The 16,400-nt window shown below is 39.6% G+C and carries 16 protein-coding genes; 4 read left to right on the top strand and 12 right to left on the bottom strand.

Annotation, left to right across the window (positions count from 1 at the left end; all coding sequences use genetic code 11):
• Positions 1–40: 40 nt before the first annotated feature.
• Positions 41–2,068, top strand: a complete 2,028-nt coding sequence (locus ACX3PU_RS03935) for a TonB-dependent receptor (protein ID WP_459083614.1) — start codon at positions 41–43, stop codon at positions 2,066–2,068.
• Here ACX3PU_RS03935 and ACX3PU_RS03930 read toward each other — a convergent pair.
• Genes ACX3PU_RS03930 through ACX3PU_RS03920 form a run of 3 tightly spaced genes read right to left on the bottom strand, consistent with a single transcriptional unit; the run spans position 2,052 to position 4,305 of the window.
• Positions 2,052–3,035: a YpdA family putative bacillithiol disulfide reductase gene (locus tag ACX3PU_RS03930; RefSeq protein ID WP_459083613.1), complete on the bottom strand. Its 984-nt coding sequence runs from the start codon at positions 3,033–3,035 to the stop codon at positions 2,052–2,054. The genes ACX3PU_RS03935 and ACX3PU_RS03930 overlap by 17 nt on opposite strands.
• 53 nt (positions 3,036–3,088) lie before the next feature.
• Positions 3,089–3,373: a chaperone modulator CbpM gene (locus ACX3PU_RS03925; protein WP_459083612.1), complete on the bottom strand. Its 285-nt coding sequence runs from the start codon at positions 3,371–3,373 to the stop codon at positions 3,089–3,091.
• Positions 3,374–3,378: 5 nt separating this feature from the next.
• The gene (locus tag ACX3PU_RS03920) at positions 3,379–4,305 is read right to left on the bottom strand and encodes a DnaJ C-terminal domain-containing protein (protein WP_459083611.1); all 927 of its coding nucleotides are present in this window, start codon (positions 4,303–4,305) and stop codon (positions 3,379–3,381) included.
• Between the two features lie 72 nt (positions 4,306–4,377).
• On the opposite strand from ACX3PU_RS03920, the gene ACX3PU_RS03915 reads away from it, so the two are divergent.
• Both ACX3PU_RS03915 and ACX3PU_RS03910 read left to right on the top strand, forming a co-directional pair.
• Positions 4,378–5,607 carry a dicarboxylate/amino acid:cation symporter gene (locus tag ACX3PU_RS03915; RefSeq protein ID WP_459083610.1) on the top strand — a complete coding sequence of 410 codons (1,230 nt, stop codon included), beginning with the start codon at positions 4,378–4,380 and terminating at the stop codon, positions 5,605–5,607.
• A gap of 35 nt (positions 5,608–5,642) precedes the next feature.
• Positions 5,643–6,254, top strand: coding sequence for a YdeI/OmpD-associated family protein (locus ACX3PU_RS03910; protein WP_459083609.1), 612 nt, complete (start codon positions 5,643–5,645; stop codon positions 6,252–6,254).
• A gap of 165 nt (positions 6,255–6,419) precedes the next feature.
• Here ACX3PU_RS03910 and ACX3PU_RS03905 read toward each other — a convergent pair whose 3' ends face one another.
• From ACX3PU_RS03905 to ACX3PU_RS03865, 9 genes are all read right to left on the bottom strand, one after another.
• Positions 6,420–7,757 (bottom strand): hydroxymethylglutaryl-CoA synthase family protein, encoded by a 1,338-nt coding sequence (locus ACX3PU_RS03905; protein WP_459083608.1) that lies wholly within the window; start codon positions 7,755–7,757, stop codon positions 6,420–6,422.
• Positions 7,758–7,968: 211 nt separating this feature from the next.
• The gene (locus ACX3PU_RS03900; RefSeq protein ID WP_459083607.1) at positions 7,969–8,742 is read right to left on the bottom strand and encodes a tryptophan-rich sensory protein; all 774 of its coding nucleotides are present in this window, start codon (positions 8,740–8,742) and stop codon (positions 7,969–7,971) included.
• On the bottom strand, positions 8,739–9,443 hold the full coding sequence (locus ACX3PU_RS03895; RefSeq protein ID WP_459083606.1) for a lycopene cyclase domain-containing protein: 705 nt from the start codon (positions 9,441–9,443) through the stop codon (positions 8,739–8,741). Before ACX3PU_RS03895 ends, ACX3PU_RS03900 begins: the two co-directional genes overlap by 4 nt.
• Positions 9,440–9,898, bottom strand: a complete 459-nt coding sequence (locus ACX3PU_RS03890; protein ID WP_459083605.1) for a sterol desaturase family protein — start codon at positions 9,896–9,898, stop codon at positions 9,440–9,442. Before ACX3PU_RS03890 ends, ACX3PU_RS03895 begins: the two co-directional genes overlap by 4 nt.
• An 8-nt stretch (positions 9,899–9,906) precedes the next feature.
• Positions 9,907–10,368 carry an SRPBCC family protein gene (locus ACX3PU_RS03885; protein WP_459083604.1) on the bottom strand — a complete coding sequence of 154 codons (462 nt, stop codon included), beginning with the start codon at positions 10,366–10,368 and terminating at the stop codon, positions 9,907–9,909.
• A 2-nt stretch (positions 10,369–10,370) separates the two neighbouring features.
• A complete protein-coding gene (locus ACX3PU_RS03880) occupies positions 10,371–10,826 on the bottom strand; it encodes a hypothetical protein (RefSeq protein WP_459083603.1) in 456 nt (151 codons plus the stop codon).
• Positions 10,826–11,662: a phytoene/squalene synthase family protein gene (locus ACX3PU_RS03875; RefSeq protein WP_459083602.1), complete on the bottom strand. Its 837-nt coding sequence runs from the start codon at positions 11,660–11,662 to the stop codon at positions 10,826–10,828. Before ACX3PU_RS03875 ends, ACX3PU_RS03880 begins: the two co-directional genes overlap by 1 nt.
• An 11-nt stretch (positions 11,663–11,673) precedes the next feature.
• Positions 11,674–13,134, bottom strand: a complete 1,461-nt coding sequence (locus ACX3PU_RS03870; RefSeq protein WP_459083601.1) for a phytoene desaturase family protein — start codon at positions 13,132–13,134, stop codon at positions 11,674–11,676.
• Positions 13,131–13,787: a MarR family winged helix-turn-helix transcriptional regulator gene (locus tag ACX3PU_RS03865; RefSeq protein WP_459083600.1), complete on the bottom strand. Its 657-nt coding sequence runs from the start codon at positions 13,785–13,787 to the stop codon at positions 13,131–13,133. The genes ACX3PU_RS03870 and ACX3PU_RS03865 overlap by 4 nt, the downstream gene beginning before the upstream one ends.
• Positions 13,788–13,898: 111 nt before the next feature.
• Between ACX3PU_RS03865 and ACX3PU_RS03860 the strand changes: the two genes are divergently transcribed.
• Positions 13,899–16,325, top strand: a complete 2,427-nt coding sequence (locus tag ACX3PU_RS03860; protein ID WP_459083599.1) for a TonB-dependent receptor — start codon at positions 13,899–13,901, stop codon at positions 16,323–16,325.
• Positions 16,326–16,400: the final 75 nt, after the last annotated feature.

The following is a 16,400-nucleotide window of genomic DNA, read 5'->3' as shown; positions in this document are numbered from 1 at the left end:
AAATTATATCGTATTTTAGTACGCTTGAGTCCTTGTCCTTATGGTAAAATCATTCTTCATTGTAATTCTTGTCTCGTTTTCCCCACTGCTTGTCCTAGCGCAAAAGAAAGACACGCTAAGCGTCTTGGAAGAAATTACGCTCGATGCGTACCAAAAACCCATTTCTCAAATGACTTCCACCAAGTCTTTTGCCCTTAGCAGTGAAAGATTCCTTGGACAAAACCCACCGGATCGGCTCTTAGAGTCTGTCAATTTACTTCCAGGCGCTTCTTTAGAGCAGCGCTCTCCAGGAAGCTACCGACTTGCTCTTCGAGGAAGCAGTCTAAGGAGTCCCTTCGGCGTTCGAAACGTAAAGATGTATTTGGATGAATTCATTCTTACCGAGGCCAGCGGATCAAGTAGTTTAAACAGTATAGATCCTACGTTCATAAAGTCCATGGCTCTTTACAAAGGGCCTGAAGCTGGAGATTTTGGGGCGAGTACAGGAGGAACGGCGGTACTTCATACGCAAACAAAGAACTCCGTGGGTCTTTCTATAGGAAGTTACGGGGCGTTTTCCCAAAACCTTTCCTTTTCAAAAATATTTGGAAAACATTCTCTCACCCTTCTTCAGGGGTATTCGAGAGCCGACAATTACCGTGAGCAAAGTCGCTTTTCTAGGGCCAGCGTTCTTATAAAAGACCGTATTCACTACAAAGAAGGAAGTGAACTGGGTCTTATGCTGCTACTAAGTGACCTTTCGTATCAAACTCCAGGGGGACTCACCCTTTCCCAAGCTCTAGAAAACCCAAAAGGGGCTAGACACAGCACCTCCACTCTTCCCGGCTCAAAAGAGCAAAACGCAGGCATAATGACAAAGAGTGCTCTTTTTGGCATTTCGCACCGTACAAAACTCTCCTCGAACTTGAGTCATTTTGCACTCATTCAAGGAGGATATTCGGATTTAAGAAATCCGTTTATCACCAACTATGAAAAACGCTACGAAAGGCAGTTTGCGGCAAGAACCTATTTCACGTATGAAAAACGTTGGGAAAACTGGGCCTATGAAAGCCGGTTAGGACTCGAGGCGGCAAGCAATAAGTCCACCGTGCAAAACTACGACAACCTCAAGGGTAAGGTAGGTGCGGCTCAAAATTTTGATGAATTGTCCGCTCGAAGTGGCTTTCTATTCACCTCGCAAAAAATGACTTACAAAGAAAGGTTGGTCTTAGAAGGGGCTTTGAGTTGGAATGCGATTTCTTTGGGATGGACTTCCCTTTACCCTGAAAAAAGCAAAGGTGCAAAATCTCCCACGACAGAACTTCTTCCTTCCCTAAGTGCACTCTATTTATTTGAAAGAGATCTCTCGCTTCGGATTAAACTCTCCAAGGGAAGCTCTTCGCCCACTTTAGAAGAGATTCGAAGTTCCGATCAAAAGATTCGCTCTTCGCTTCGTTCGGAGTTTGGTTGGAACAAAGAAATAGGCCTGCGCAAAGCGCTAGGTTCCTTTTTGTTTGTAGATCTTTCTTACTTTGAACTCGATTTAAAAGAGGCGATTGTAAAGAGGCAAAACAATCAGGGGGAAGATTACTTTCTAAACGAGGGAGGGCAAAAGCAAAAAGGGTTTGAATTTTCTCTAGAAACTCGTCCCATTTCGATTGGCATTCTCCGAAATGTTCGGTTCTATGGTTCAGGAAGCTTCTATGATTTTACTTTTGAATCAAGTTCTACTGACTTGGATCCCTTGCTTGAGGGCAAAAGAATTCCTGGGGTTCCCTCCACGAGCCTTTCTTCTCTGTTAAGTCTTGATCTTTTTCAGAATTTTGGAATTCACTTCTCGAATTACTACCGTTCTTCCCAATACCTAAACTCTCAAAACACGGTAGATGAAAGTGCGAGTTTGCTAGGCCAACTGCGACTGGAATATCGCTTTCTACTTGACCACTCAGAAGCCGAAGTCTTTTTTAGCCTTCCGAATCTTTATAACACCAAACAAAGCCTAGGATACGATATTAACGCCTTTGGAGGGCGCTATTACAATCCCGCTCCGCCTACAGGATTTCAATTGGGAATCAAAGCCTCTTTTTAAGAAGAGATTTTTTTTCAATACGGTCTAAAATAAGACTTGCGTGACTACGGGAGTTTTCAATAAACCAAAGATGCGTGTCTTTCCCTCCACAAACCACGCCTGCCAAAAAGAGATTCTCCACATTGGTTTCCATGGTTTCGGGATCGTAGATTGGATTTAAATTGGGTCCGGTAAGCTGCACCCCTACGGATTCTAGAAATTCAAAATCCGGCAAATATCCCGTCATAGCGAGCACGAAATCATTTGGAATTTCTATTTCTTCCCCCTTCTCATTTTTAAAACGAACACTCCTCTCTTTGATCTCAAGGAGGCTAGAATTAAAATAAGCCTTAATACTTCCTTCTGCAATTCGATTTTCAATATCGGGTTTCACCCAATATTTCACTCGAGAAGAAATCTCTTTTCCTCGTACGATTAGGGTTACATCCGCACCTTTACGGTAGGTTTCAAGAGCGACGTCAATGGCCGAGTTACTCGATCCAACCACCACGACTTTTTGACGAGTATAGCCATACGGTTCCGAGTAATAATGTCTAACTTTAGGAAGATCCTCCCCTTTCACATTCATTCGGTTTGGGATGTCGTAAAAACCTGTGGCAAGAATTACATGACGCGCCTTATAGGTAGCTTTTGAGGTTTGTACTTCAAAATAGGACTCTTTCTTCACAACATTCTCTACTTTCTCGTAGTGATTCACCTTTAAATTTCTGCTTCTCTCGATGCCTCCATAGTATTCGAGCGCATCTTTTCGTCCGGGTTTGGCCCCAGTGGAGATGAAGGGCACCCCTGCAATTTCTAGCTTGTCTGCAGTGGAGAAAAATTGCATGTTGAGGGGGTAATGGAAAAGTGAGTTAACAGTGGTTCCTTTCTCAATAACTTGATACGAAAGGCCGCGAGCCTCAGATTCCAGTGCGCAGCAAAGCCCAATTGGACCTGCCCCTACAATAAGTACGTCGAGTAATTCCATAGGGACAAAGGTACTTCTTTTCTCTCTAGAATGTAAAGCTGCCTACTCACTACTTACGAATAAGAGCTGCCTTGCATTAGTCTTCGGTTTTCAGATTGAAGAGACTCAATCTGCGTTAAAAGCCGCGTGATAATCTCAAGTCCGGGAACGTTTACTTCCAAATCGTAATGAAAATTTAAAAGGCGCTCAAATTGTCCGAGCTCCTCGTAAAGGAGGTAGGTCACCTCGTTTTCGATGCGGGTCCGAATCAGCCCGCAGGATTCTAATTCTTGAAAGAATTCTACTTCTATTTGGTAGAGCTTTATAAGCTCTTCTTTGGATATGCGATCGCTTTTCATTGCCCTTACTTTTTATAAGTTCGTAATTTTTCAAACAGTTCTTTTTCCTCCGTGCTAAGGCTCTTTGGAAGCACCACTTCTAAACTCACAAGTAGATCTCCAAATACACCCTCTTTCTTATAGGCAGGGAAACCTTTGCCTTTCAGGCGAACCGTAGAGAGGTTCTGCGTCAGAGGTTTGACTTTCAAATTGACTTCGCCCTCTAAGGTGGGAACCCGTAGCTCCCCTCCTAGAACTGCCGTATATAGATCGACTGGCATTCTTAGTCTCAAATTATGGCCCTCTAAAGTAAATTTCGGATCTTTCTCAACCGTAAAAGTAATGTAAAGGTCTCCCGAGGGACCGTTTTGATGACCCGGGGAACCGTAGCCTTTCAGTTTAATCTGAAGTCCATCGTATGCGCCTGCAGGGACTGTGATGCGGACTTTTTTACCCCCCACCTCAAACGTGGTCTGGTGTTCTTTCGCCGCTTGTCGAAGGGAAAGAGAAACTTCTCCATGCAAATCACTTCCTTTGAATTTTCCAGAAGCGCTGCCTCTTTGACGGCGGTCAAATCCGCCCCCAGCTCCTCCAAACATTTGTTCGAAGAAATCGGAATACTCTTCTCTTGATCCGCCTCCTTCATGAGAGAACCCACCAAAATCTCCAAAACCTCCGCCAGAAGAATAGCCTCCGCTTTGTTTTTGAGCCTTTTCGTAGGCCTCCCCCTGCTGCCAATTCTCTCCATACTTATCGTATTTTTTGCGGTACTCGGGATTGGAAAGAACTTCGTTCGCTTCATTCAATTGCTTGAATTTTTCTTCGGCCTGCTTATCCCCTGGATTCACATCCGGATGGTATTTTCTTGCGAGTTTTCGGTAGGCTTTTTTTATTTCTTCCGCCGTTGCGGAAGGCTTTACACCTAGAATTTCATAATAATTGGTATGTGCCATAAGAGTCAATTACTCTTTAAAGGTACAAATTCAAATGAGAAAATAATCTATCTTTGGTTAAATTTAAAGCTTGTGATCGAACTCTTTCGGAACTATTCCAACCTGCTATTGTTAATTTTAGGGATTTTACTAGGCAGTTTTCTGGGTCTATTTTGGCCGGAATTCGTCGTGTATTTAAAACCTGTTGGGGATATCTTTCTAAACTTACTCTTTGTAAGTGTAGTCCCTCTGGTCTTTTTTGCGGTAGCCAATTCCATCTCTAGTGTAGCGCAGAGTGGAAAGTTCTCAAGGATCCTTTTTTCCATGATCTTTAGCTTTTTGCTTTTCATTGTCATTGCGGCCTTATTTACCATAGGCGCTGTGACTCTTTTCCCTACAGAGGCTGTAGGCATCACCGACCCCAACTACGCATCCACTCTTCCTACGGAAGGAAATTGGGGAGATCGAATTGTTGAGTTCTTCACCGTAGGAGAATTCACGGCCCTTTTCTCACGCCAGCACATGCTAGCGCTTTTAATCTTTGCCTTTCTCCTGGGTTCTGCCATTCGAAAAGCGGGGGAAAATGGAGCCGTTTTTCAACGCTTTGTAGCCTCTGGCTACGAAGTCATGAAAGAACTTTTACTCATTGTCATGAAATTAGCTCCTATTGGACTTGGTGCGTATTTCGCTTACCAAGTTGCGACCGTGGGACCCGAACTCTTTGGCTTTTACGCGCGCCCTTTAGGACTGTATTACGTAGCCGGAATCGTTTACTTTTTTGTCTTCTTCTCCCTTTATGCCTTTATGGCCAAAGGAACCAGCGGGATCAAACTCTTTTGGAAAAACAATATTTACCCGTCGATTACCGCCTTAAGTACCTGTAGTTCTTTTGCGACCATGCCTGCGAATTTGCAAGCAGCGGCTAAAATCGGTGTACCGGATTCGGTGGCAAACTTGGTGATTCCAATTGGAAGCACCTTGCATAAAAACGGTTCTTCCATGTCCTCCATTATTAAGATTTATGTGGCGTTTTTAATTATTGGAGAAGATTTCTTTGATCCTTTGAACCTACTCTTAGCCGTAGGGATTACGATTTTCGTTTCCATGGTGGCGGGAGGCATACCCAACGGCGGCTACATTGGGGAAATGCTTATGATTTCCGTATACCAATTGCCTCAAGAAGCCATTCCTGCGGTCATGATTATCGGAACCCTTGTCGATCCCTTAGCGACCGTTTTAAACTCCACCGGAGACACAGTGGCGGCCATGCTCACCACAAGGCTTTCGGGTGAAAAATTTAACGAGCCCTCGGTCGATTCGTAAGGCTCAAGTATTCTTCCTTTAATACCCTTTTCGTGATGAAACCAATGCACAATCCCGAATTAGAATCCTACTTTAAAAAAGAAGGCCCTTTTCTGCAAGTGGCAAAAGAGCTAAGAGAAATCCTTCTGTCATTTGATCTTAGAGAGGAGAAAAAATGGTATCAGCCCTGCTATACCTATAAGGGAACTAACCTTTTCATCATTGGACAATTCAAATCCTACTGCGTTTTAAGTTTCTTCAAAGGAGCTGTATTAGAAGGATTTGATGACTTGTTAGAAAAACCAGGAGAAAATTCAAGAATTGCGCGGGTAATTAAATGCACCGATTTATCAAGCGTTCTAGATCGAGAAGAAGAAATTAGAAATGCCATTGCAGCCATGCTAATCGCTGAAGACAAAGGACTCTCTCCTAAAAAGGAGCCTCTCACCCCAAAAGCCTACCCAAAAGAAATTTTAGACCTTCTCGAAAAGGACCCTAAGTTCAAAGAGGCATTTGAGTCTCTTACACCCGGGAGAATGCGAACTTGGGCTATGCACATTGGCTCCGCCAAACAGGAAAAGACCCGACTGGATCGACTAAACAAGGCTTATCCAGAAATCTTAAAAGGAAAAGGACACAACGAAGACTATCAAAGAAAAAAGAAATAACTTTCTTCTTGGCTTTGCTATTTTCAGCTTTGTTCTTCGGCCCAAAACCCGCTTTCTTTCCTTTAGAATAATAATAAAAGAAGCCCTCAGTTCTACCAAGGGCTTTGTTATATACATTGAAAGGTTCTAGAATCTAGTTTGATCCTTTTCTGTTTTCCTTTTTACTTACTTCTCCCTCTCTACGTACTGATAATAGCGAGCTCCTCTAAGGGTTGGACTTTCGGATTCAATAGACTCTAGAGAAAATCCCTGCGGCCTGGTTGCAATTGAGCTTGAGAGTTGTTTGCGGTGAAGCTTCTCATACGTTTCAAAAGTGACAGCTTCTCTCTTTGCTAGCGTGTCAAATAGATTCCATTGTCCTACTACCTCTTTCCATTCTTTTGAAATCACCCCTTCGAAGACCTTCGCTTTGGATCCGCTACCATAGGCTAAAAAGCCGATCTTCTTTCCTACCAATTCTTCCCCAGAATCTAGACTGGTCTGCAGTGCAGACAAAAGCGCCATAAATACAGAAGCGGTATACATGTTTCCAATTTCAGAGGAAGCTCTTTGAGAAGGCTCAATCTTTTCTGAAATAAAGGAAAGATACTCTGGCGATTTCGCCACGGCTCTTTGCTCTTCCGGTGTCTCCATGGAGAGACCTTTCTCCTCGCTATAAATCTCAGTAAAAACCCTTTTTCCATGAAAGGCATAAGGCAGGTGAAAAATCAAATAGCGCCAATTTTCATACGGTTTGTCCGCTCCTGTCTTTTCCTTAAAGTGTTCGTAAGCTTCTTTGATTTGATTTTGATAACATGAGTTGGAATACTGTCCGTCAAAAACGGGTTCTTCTGAGAAGAGCTCCAAAGTATCAGGCATCGTTTCCGAGGCTCCGTTCAAATCCGACTTTGAAATTTTTATGCGAGGTTTGAAAAAATCAAACACGCTTCTTGTGGCCACACCCACGGTCGGCTCCAAAGTTAAAAGTTTGGGATTGTTTGATAAGAGAAGCGCAACAGCGCCGCCGCCTTGTGTATATTCACCTGAGCTGCCCAGTTCATACCGAGCATAGTCCGAGGCAATCACCACTGCTTTTCGCGAGGGATCCGCGCGGCAATAGTCCATACAGTTTTCTAAAGCATCCACGGCTCCAATGCAAGCAAAGGTCATGTCCACCACGTCACAGTTCTTGAAGACTCTAGGTCCATAAGTAGGCTCTAAAACCTTTTCTACCATACCCATGGCATAAGTAGCAGTAGGTTTTGCGGAATCCAGCGCACTTTCCGTTCCTAAGTAAATCCTAGAGATTTCACTCGGATTCACGCCCGACTCTTTAATTAATTTCAAAAGCGCTTCTGCCGCAAAGCTCGCGGCATCCTCATGCACATCGGCTAACGCCATTTTATAAAGTCCTAAACCTTTTTCTAGTTTTAAGGGGTCTAAATCACGATGAAGCGCTAAGTCTTTCATATTCAAATAAAGAGAGGGCACATAGTAGCTTGCAGCTTGAATTCCGTACGGCATAAATGGTAATTTTACTACGAAATTAACAATTCTTAAGGCAAATGACAGTCAAAATGGGAACTATTTATGCACATTCAAGTGCAAATAGTTTTTTTATCGAAAATGACTTGGTCTTTAAAGGCTTTTAAAACAATGTTTTGGGCTCTAACTTCTGTGTCCTATTTTCTTCAATTCTTTCCTATTTAATTAAATAGTCCATTATGCCACACTTCTATTTAGAAAATGATTTTTTCTTGCTTATAAATTCATATAAAAGGACATTTATAAACACGAGAACTGCCATGCAAATTGCTACCCAAAGGACCGTTGTATTTTCATTTTTATTTGCAACTGCAATAGCCAAAAACGCCCAAACGGCCACCAGAGCAAATGCGGACATCCTTTGTTTCCAAATCATAAATAAATGCAGGAGCGATGCAATTGCAAGCATGATTACGGTCCAAACCGTTTCTGAAATCCCAAAGCCTCCCCATTGTATTTTTTTGAGATAGGCAGCTATATCCGCAATTAGAGCCACTGAAATCCAACCGGAATAAATGTAAAATGGCAAGCGAAGAAATAATGCAGTCTGCAAAGTTTTCGTATCAAATTCGGATTGAATTTTTTGTATGATTTTAAACAAAGAAACCAACAACACCACCATGATGGGGATGGTTAAAAATGTAAAGTCATATAACCATGCCAATACCCAAAAACTATTGGCAAAGCAGGAAATAACAAACCACCAACCTATACTTAGAACCACTTTTTCTTTGGCCGTCGTTTGCTTAGTTAAGGGTCCAAAATAAATCACAAAGCCCAAAAGCCCCAAATAAATTAGTCCCCAAATCGAAAAAGCATATCCTGCTGGTGTGAACAGGTTTTGATATTTTGCAGAAATGGTTGCCATGGTTTCGCCATTAAAAGCACCTGTATTGGAGAGGTAATTAATAACAAGAGTTGCTATGAGTACCACTGCGTTTACTATTTGAAATTTCTTTTTCATGCGGTTTGATTTTTAAGTTCGCTTTTTTTGAATTTATTAAAGAAATACAGTACCAATAAAAATTGTGTATAACCATAAATCGCATCTTCAATCGGAATGGTGAGTATTCTAATTCCCAAAAAATCTTTTGGATTATAATTGACTATAGGCGTTTCTATTCCGCTTCCCGTTAGAATTCCGTTCACTGGAAAGAAACCCAGCATTAGGACTGTAAATACAAGTGAGGCCTTACCAATCCAATCTACTCTGGCGATAAAATGCAAATAAACGAGTGTGAGAATAGTGGAAAGGGCGGTGACCAAAGTGTAGATTTTGTCGTGGTGCAGTAAAGCAATAACTGCACAAACAACAATAGCTACAAAAACAATTACATTATTAAAGCCCGACAACCCATCCATTTTGAAAAATTTGTCGAAACAGAAATAGGTAAATACGCAAGAAAACGGAATACAAATAAAGAACAGCCATTCTTCTATAGGCAATCCCGCAATCACAAATCCCAATGTATAATTCGTATTGAACCACCAAACGCCTTTTGCAGTGAACCATACGTCCCAAGCGATAAAAGGAATAGCGACTAAAATTGCGGATTTTAGAAATGCTCCAAAATGCTGGTTGAACTGCAATCGTTTGTCAAAAGAAGCAATAAAACAAATGATGACTGTAAAAAAAAGAATCAAAATATAAGTGTAGCTCATCATTTTTTAGTGGTTTTAAAGTACATTTTGAAATAAATGAGAGGCACATACAAAAACCCAAAGCATTCGCCCTGTTCTTTACCCAAGTGCTTGTGATGTTGCTTATGTGCTCTACGCAATGCTTTGAAATACGGGTTTTCTGTCCGGGTAAAATACTTTAAACGTTGATGGATAAAAATATCATGCACAAAAAAATAAGCCATTCCGTAAAGCATGATCCCCAACCCGATATAAAATAAATAATTGAAATCTTGCAAAGATCCAAAATACATTAAAGCAATCGTGGGAAGTGCAAAAATGACAAAGAAATAATCGTTTTTCTCCAAAGCTCCTTCATTGCTATGGTCATGATGGTCTTTGTGCAATATCCATAAAAAACCGTGCATCACATATTTATGAATGAGCCAGGTTGCTCCTTCCATAAGTATAAAAACCATCACGACCAGTAGTAAATTCATTTCCAGCGTTATTTTTGATTAAACTTATTTTCTAAAAATTCAAAACGATAATTGAATATCTCTTCAATTTTTTTTCTTACTAAAAGCGGATGTACTAGTTGACCGACTAGCCCCAATGGAAGCTCATAATCTACCGTGTCTTTCATTAACACACCCTCTTTATTTGGGACAAATTCGTGGTGATGATTCCATGATTTATAAGGTCCTTTTTCTTGAAAATCGGTAAAGCTTTTTTGAAAATCGACTTGCGTAATTTTTGTTTTCCATTTCAACGGAATTTTGAAAATCGGCGACACGGTATAATCAATTTCCATTCCTACAAAAATAGGTTGATCACCCAAATTGGTGTGCACCACAAAGCCCATGTCTTTGGGTGTGATTTTAGAGAGATTGTGTGGTGATGAGAAAAACGACCATGCCGTTTCTATAGGGCAGTTTAGTTGTTGTTCTCTATACAATTGATATTTCATTTCTAATCTTTTAATAACAAATCAATATTTTTTTTCAAAATTTCAGATTGAACTTTGCTTCGGTTCTTGACAATAAATTCTTTATCATTTTTGACGTGCGAATGATACCCTAAAAAAGTAGGTGCGTTTTTTTGTACCGACAGCCTAATAAATCGCAATTCTATATTGCTAGGGTCTTGTTCAATGGCCTTTTCTATATTTTTCTTTCCCGTTTTAAAGGTCTGGAGTTTGGTCATCGGACTGAAAACATGTTTTGCCCAAACGGTTTGATAACCTCCCAAATACCCCAAATAAAGGGATGAATTGTTTTTTTCTTTTTCTAAATCTCTAATCATTTTTTCGCACAATATCTTATCGGTTGCGGCTTTGCTATACCCCGTACGATAGGTTTGTAAATTCGACTGACTTACACTCCACATAAAAAATAAACTGGATGCGATGTAGATAAAAATATTCATTATAAATAGGTTGTTTTAAATCGCACATAGCTTTTGAATGCGACAAATGCTTTCTCGGGATTAGACACTCGCACACGATTATTCAAAATATCTTTTGAGGATTTTGATTTTATTTTTTTAAACAACGATAAATAATACTTATACGCCAAATAAACTCCAAAAATAGCGACAACGGGTAATTTTTTAATACCGATTAACGCCTCTTTGAACTCCTGTTCAATTTCCTTTTCTATCTGACTTTTCACGTCATTATCGAATATTTTCATATCTACATTTGGAAAATAAGTTCTACCCATAACTTGATAGTCCTCCTTTAAGTCTCGTAAAAAGTTAATTTTCTGAAAAGCCGAACCTAACTTCATGGCATAAGGCCTTAATTCATCATATTTTTCATTCTTTCCCTCGGTAAAAACCTGTAAGCACATGAGTCCAACCACTTCCGCAGAACCAAAAATATATTCGTTGTACAATTCGGAATTGTAATCTATCTTCTGCAAATCCATCTCCATACTATGCAAAAATTGATGGATAAGCGTAGGGTCGATTTGGTATTTATGTACCGTTTCCTGAAAAGACTGCAAAATTGGATTTAATGAAATCCTTTCGGATAATGCATTTTCAGTTTCTATTTTTAATCGGGTTAATAATTTTTCTTTGTCATATTCATGGAAACTGTCCACGATTTCATCCGCTAGCCGCACATAGCCGTATATAGCATAGATTGCCGAACGAATGGAAGGCTTTAATGCTAAAATACCTAACGAAAAACTCGTACTGTATTTTTGTGTTATCATTTTACTGACCGAATAAGAAAGTTCGTCAAATAGTCGTTTCATAAGGTGTGTTTTTAAAGTTGATGAACTTCGCTTGCTACAATTTTCCCGGAAATAATGGAAGGGGGAACCCCAGGACCGGGAACGGTTAATTGACCGGTGTAGAACAGGTTATTTAATCTTTTGTTTCTTATTTTTGGTTTTAGTACGGCGGTTTGACTAAGTGTATTTGCTAGTCCGTAGGCATTGCCTCCATAGGCGTTGTAATCGGTCATAAAATCAGAAACACAATAACTTTTTTTGTACTCAATTTTTGATTTTATACCGACCATTCCCGTATGCTTTTCTATTCTTTCAAGCATTTCGTGCAGATATTTTTCCCTAATCGCTTCTTCATCGTTTATTCCGATAGCCAAAGGCATCAGTAAAAACAAGTTCTCTTTTCCTTCGGGCGCGACATTTGGGTCCGTTTTCGATGGACAACAAACATAAAACAACGGTTTTTCAGGCCATTTTTTATCACCATAAATGCAGTCGATATGCTCATCCAGATCGTTCTCAAAGAAAAGCGTATGGTGTTTTAGGTTGTCCATTTTTTCGCTTACTCCTAAATAATAAATCAAACTGGAGGGGGCAAACGTTTTTTTCGCCCAATAATTTTCATCATAATTTCTATATACAGGGTCTAAAAGTGTTTCTGTATGATGATAATCAGAGGATGCAATAACGGCATCGAATTCATAGGCTTTACCGTCAATCGTCAAGGATTTCACTTTGTGCTTGTCTGCATTAATTTTTTCCACTGCTGCATTAAAATGAAAAGTTGCCCCTTGTTTTTCTGCTACTTGTTGCATGGCTAATACCAACTGATAAAAGCCTCCCATAGGATAATGTGTGCCTAAAGCGTACCCTCCGTAGTTCATTAGACTGTATAAAGCAGGTATGTTTTTAGGCGAAGCTCCAAGGAAAATTACAGGAAACTCCATCAAGGTTCTTAATTTTTCATTTTTGAAATAGCGAGAAACGTAACTTCTAAAGTTGCTGAGTAAATCTAATTTTAAAGCACTTTTCGCTATTTTAGGAGAGATAAATTCACCCCAATTATGACAAGGTTTAGTGACAAAATCTTGCATTCCAACTTCGTACTTGAATTTTGCCGATTCCATGAATTTCTCCAGTTGTATTGAGGCTCCTTTTTCAATCGTTTCAAACACAATTTTTAATTCCTCTAAACTTTCAGGCACCTCCAGTTTCTCATCTGAAAAAACCATTTCAAATTGCGGATTTAAAGAGATTATGTCAAAAAAATCGGATGTTTTAAACCCAAAATCTTTAAAAAATCGCTCAATTATATCAGGCATCCAATACCAACTGGGTCCCATATCGAAGACATAGCCTTCGCGGGTCGTAAATTGTCGTGCTCTTCCTCCCGGTTGGTTGTGCTTTTCAAAAACATGTACTTCGTGACCCGCCTTTGCACTGTATGCCGCCGCAGACAATCCCGAAAAACCGGACCCTATGATTGCTATTTTCATTTCACTTTATTTTTGCTGACTTCCTTTAATAAATTCTCTGAGTCAATGTTTTGCTCATAAATGGGTAAATGGAAATCATTTAGTTTATTAAGAAGTCGTATCAATTCCATTTTTTCGATGTGATTAAGATCACCCGTTACTATTTTAGTGGCCTGCCTAATCTTATCCATTTGAGTATCTAAGGCTTCTAATCCTTCTTGAGTTATCGAAATAACCCTGCTTCTCCTATCAAGGGATGAGCGATTTTGCTCCACAAAGTTTTGCGCTATTAAGCGATTTATAATTTGCATTCCAGAGGGTTTTTCTTGTACATTTTTTTTAATCAATTCCATCTTGGTCATTTCACCAAAAGCTTTTAGATTTATTAAGAATATAAAATCTTCCTGTGTAGAAAAATTAGATCCAAAAATGGCCGATTTAGAATAACTTTTCGCATAACGATTCATATGGATAAGCAGTGTATTGATAACACTATCTGCACTTCTACCTTTTTCTTTACCTTCCCAATCCGGCTCTTCTTTGCTGTCTAGTATCGTGTTATTTGTTACTATCCAATGGATGAAATCTTCCACAGAAGAATTAGATCTGGTACGATTCCCTTGTTCATATTGTTCTACTAAATCAACAACCTCTTTTATCAATTGATAATTCATTACACCTTAAATTTAGGATGTAAATGTACTAATTATTTTTTAAATAGTATTTTTTTATACTAAAATAAATAAAATATAGTTTACATTTGCACCAAGTAATTTTTTGTTACAATGGAAAAAATCATTTTTATTGTTTTTGCAGTTCTACTGAACTTTAATTTGAATGCACAAAATGTAGGTTTCGTATCGGGTGTGGTAAAGGATAAAAACACACAAGAAGAACTGGTTGGCGCAACGCTCAAATTCATCGGAAAGGATACGATTTACACGACTACGGATGAAAAAGGGGATTTTAGTATAAAATTACCAGTAACCAAGTACAATATTGAAATATCGTCTTCTGGATACATTCCGATGATTGTATACAATATCAATGTGGGTTCTGGGAGTACTCAAATCCTTCAATATGAACTGGATGAAATAAGCCAAGAATTGCAAGAAGTAGTCATTAAAGCGGGTAAATCGGTCAGGGCTACGGATATGATTACACCCCTGGCAACCCAACGATTAACATCGGAAGAGATAAAAGTAAATCCGGGAGGTAATTTTGATGTTTCAAAAGTAATACAAGTCTTGCCCGGTGTAGCCGGCGGCACGACTCCCAATCGAAATGACATAATTGTGAGAGGTGGGGGTCCGAGTGAAAATGTGTATTACTTAGATGGTATTGAAATCCCTGTTTTAAATCACTTCCAAACGCAAGGGGCAAGCGGTGGTGCCACAGGAATTTTGAATGTCTCCTTTATCCAGGATGTTCAATTGACATCGTCCGCCTTTAATAGTAAATATGACAATGCACTCGCATCCACTATTGTCATCAACCAACGAAATGGAAACCCGGATCGTTTGAGTGGTAACGTCCGACTTTCGGGCAGTGAATTTGCGATTATGCTGGAAGGTCCATTAAGTAAAAAGACCACATTTATGGCATCCGCAAGAAGGTCTTATCTGCAGTATTTATTCAAACTACTCGATTTATCCATTCGTCCTGATTATTATGATTTTCAATATAAAATCAATCATAAGATCGACAAGAAAACCGAAGTGAATTTTATCGGTTTGGGAGCTATTGACAATTTCAAACTCGCAATTCCCGAAAATAGCGATGCCAACAATGAATACATCAATCGAGCGAATCCTCTCATTCAACAATGGAACTACACGGTAGGAGCCAATTTGAAGCGATTAGTAAACAACGGCTATTTCAACCTTGCGTTAAGTAGAAATATGTTTTTTAATGGCGCAGAACGATATGAAAACAACGCTCTAAAAGAAGGCAATAAATTATATTCTCTCCGTAGCCATGAAACCGAGAACAAGTTGCGTTTTGACATGAATAAATTTGAAAACGGATGGAAATACAGCTACGGTGCCGATGCCCAATATGTAAAATACGATGCGGATGTATTTAGTACGATAAAAGAAGAACAAAGAGATGAAGAAGGAACTATAATCTCACCCGCGGTAAATTCTACAAGCAATTCGGCCATTGAATTTTTCAAATTTGGACTGTATGGACACGTGTCAAAATATTTTTTTGAGGACCAATTGTTGGTATCCGGAGGTATAAGAACGGATGTGAATACGTTCACGAAAACGGGTTTAAACCCAATCCAATCCTTATCTCCAAGGATTTCATTTTCGTATGTTCTGAGCGACCAATGGAAACTTTCAGGATCGGTTGGCAGTTATTATAAACTTCCAGTTTACACCATGCTGGGTTTTAAAGATGATTCCGGAAATCTAACGAATAAAAATCTGAAATACACCAATGCGATCCATTATACGATAGGAACTGAATACGTTCCTAAAAACGATTTACGACTTACCTTTGAAGCCTTTTACAAAGATTACCGAAATTATCCCGTTTCCTTAACGAATGGAATTTCTTATGCTAATATTGGAACCGATTATTCTGCAGTGGGTGGCGAGCCTTATATTTCCACGGGAAAAGGCAGGGTGTACGGACTAGAGGCCTACATACAACAAAAATTGGTGGAAAATTTATTTTATGTGGCCAGTGCCACGCTTTACAAATCCGAATTTGCTGGAATCGATGGAGAATTTAGATCTTCGACCTGGGATTATGGTTTTGTATTATCGAGTACTTTCGGTTACAAATTCAAAAACAATTGGGATGTCGGGGTAAAATACCGAATGGCAGGTGGACAACCTTACACGCCTTTTGACCTTGCGACTTCCAGAGCATTGTACCTCACCAACGGAAGGGGAATTTATGATTATACCCAACTAAACAGCAAGCGACTTGGAATTTTTAATCAGTTGGATTTAAGGGTCGACAAGAAATACAATTTCAAAAAAGTGAGTCTGAATCTCTTTATTGATTTTCAGAATGTTTTAATGGACAAAACCCCTAATTTACCTAAGTTTACCTTTGAAAGATTGGAGGATAATTCGGGATTTAAAACCACAGATAGCCAAACCATAAAATCAGACGGAAGCAATGCCATTCCGCTAATCTTAAATGAGGAGTCCGCCACGATTGTACCCTCTATTGGATTTATTTTGGAGTTTTGATTCAGTAGGAATAGGGAAAGTAGAATATTCAATCGGACATGAAATCGAGTGGATTAAGAAATTCTCTTTACCCGT

The sequence above is a fragment of the Chryseobacterium sp. A301 genome (genome assembly GCF_054489425.1).
Note: the sequence above shows the minus strand (reverse complement) of the source record. Positions and strands in the feature narration are given on the sequence as shown.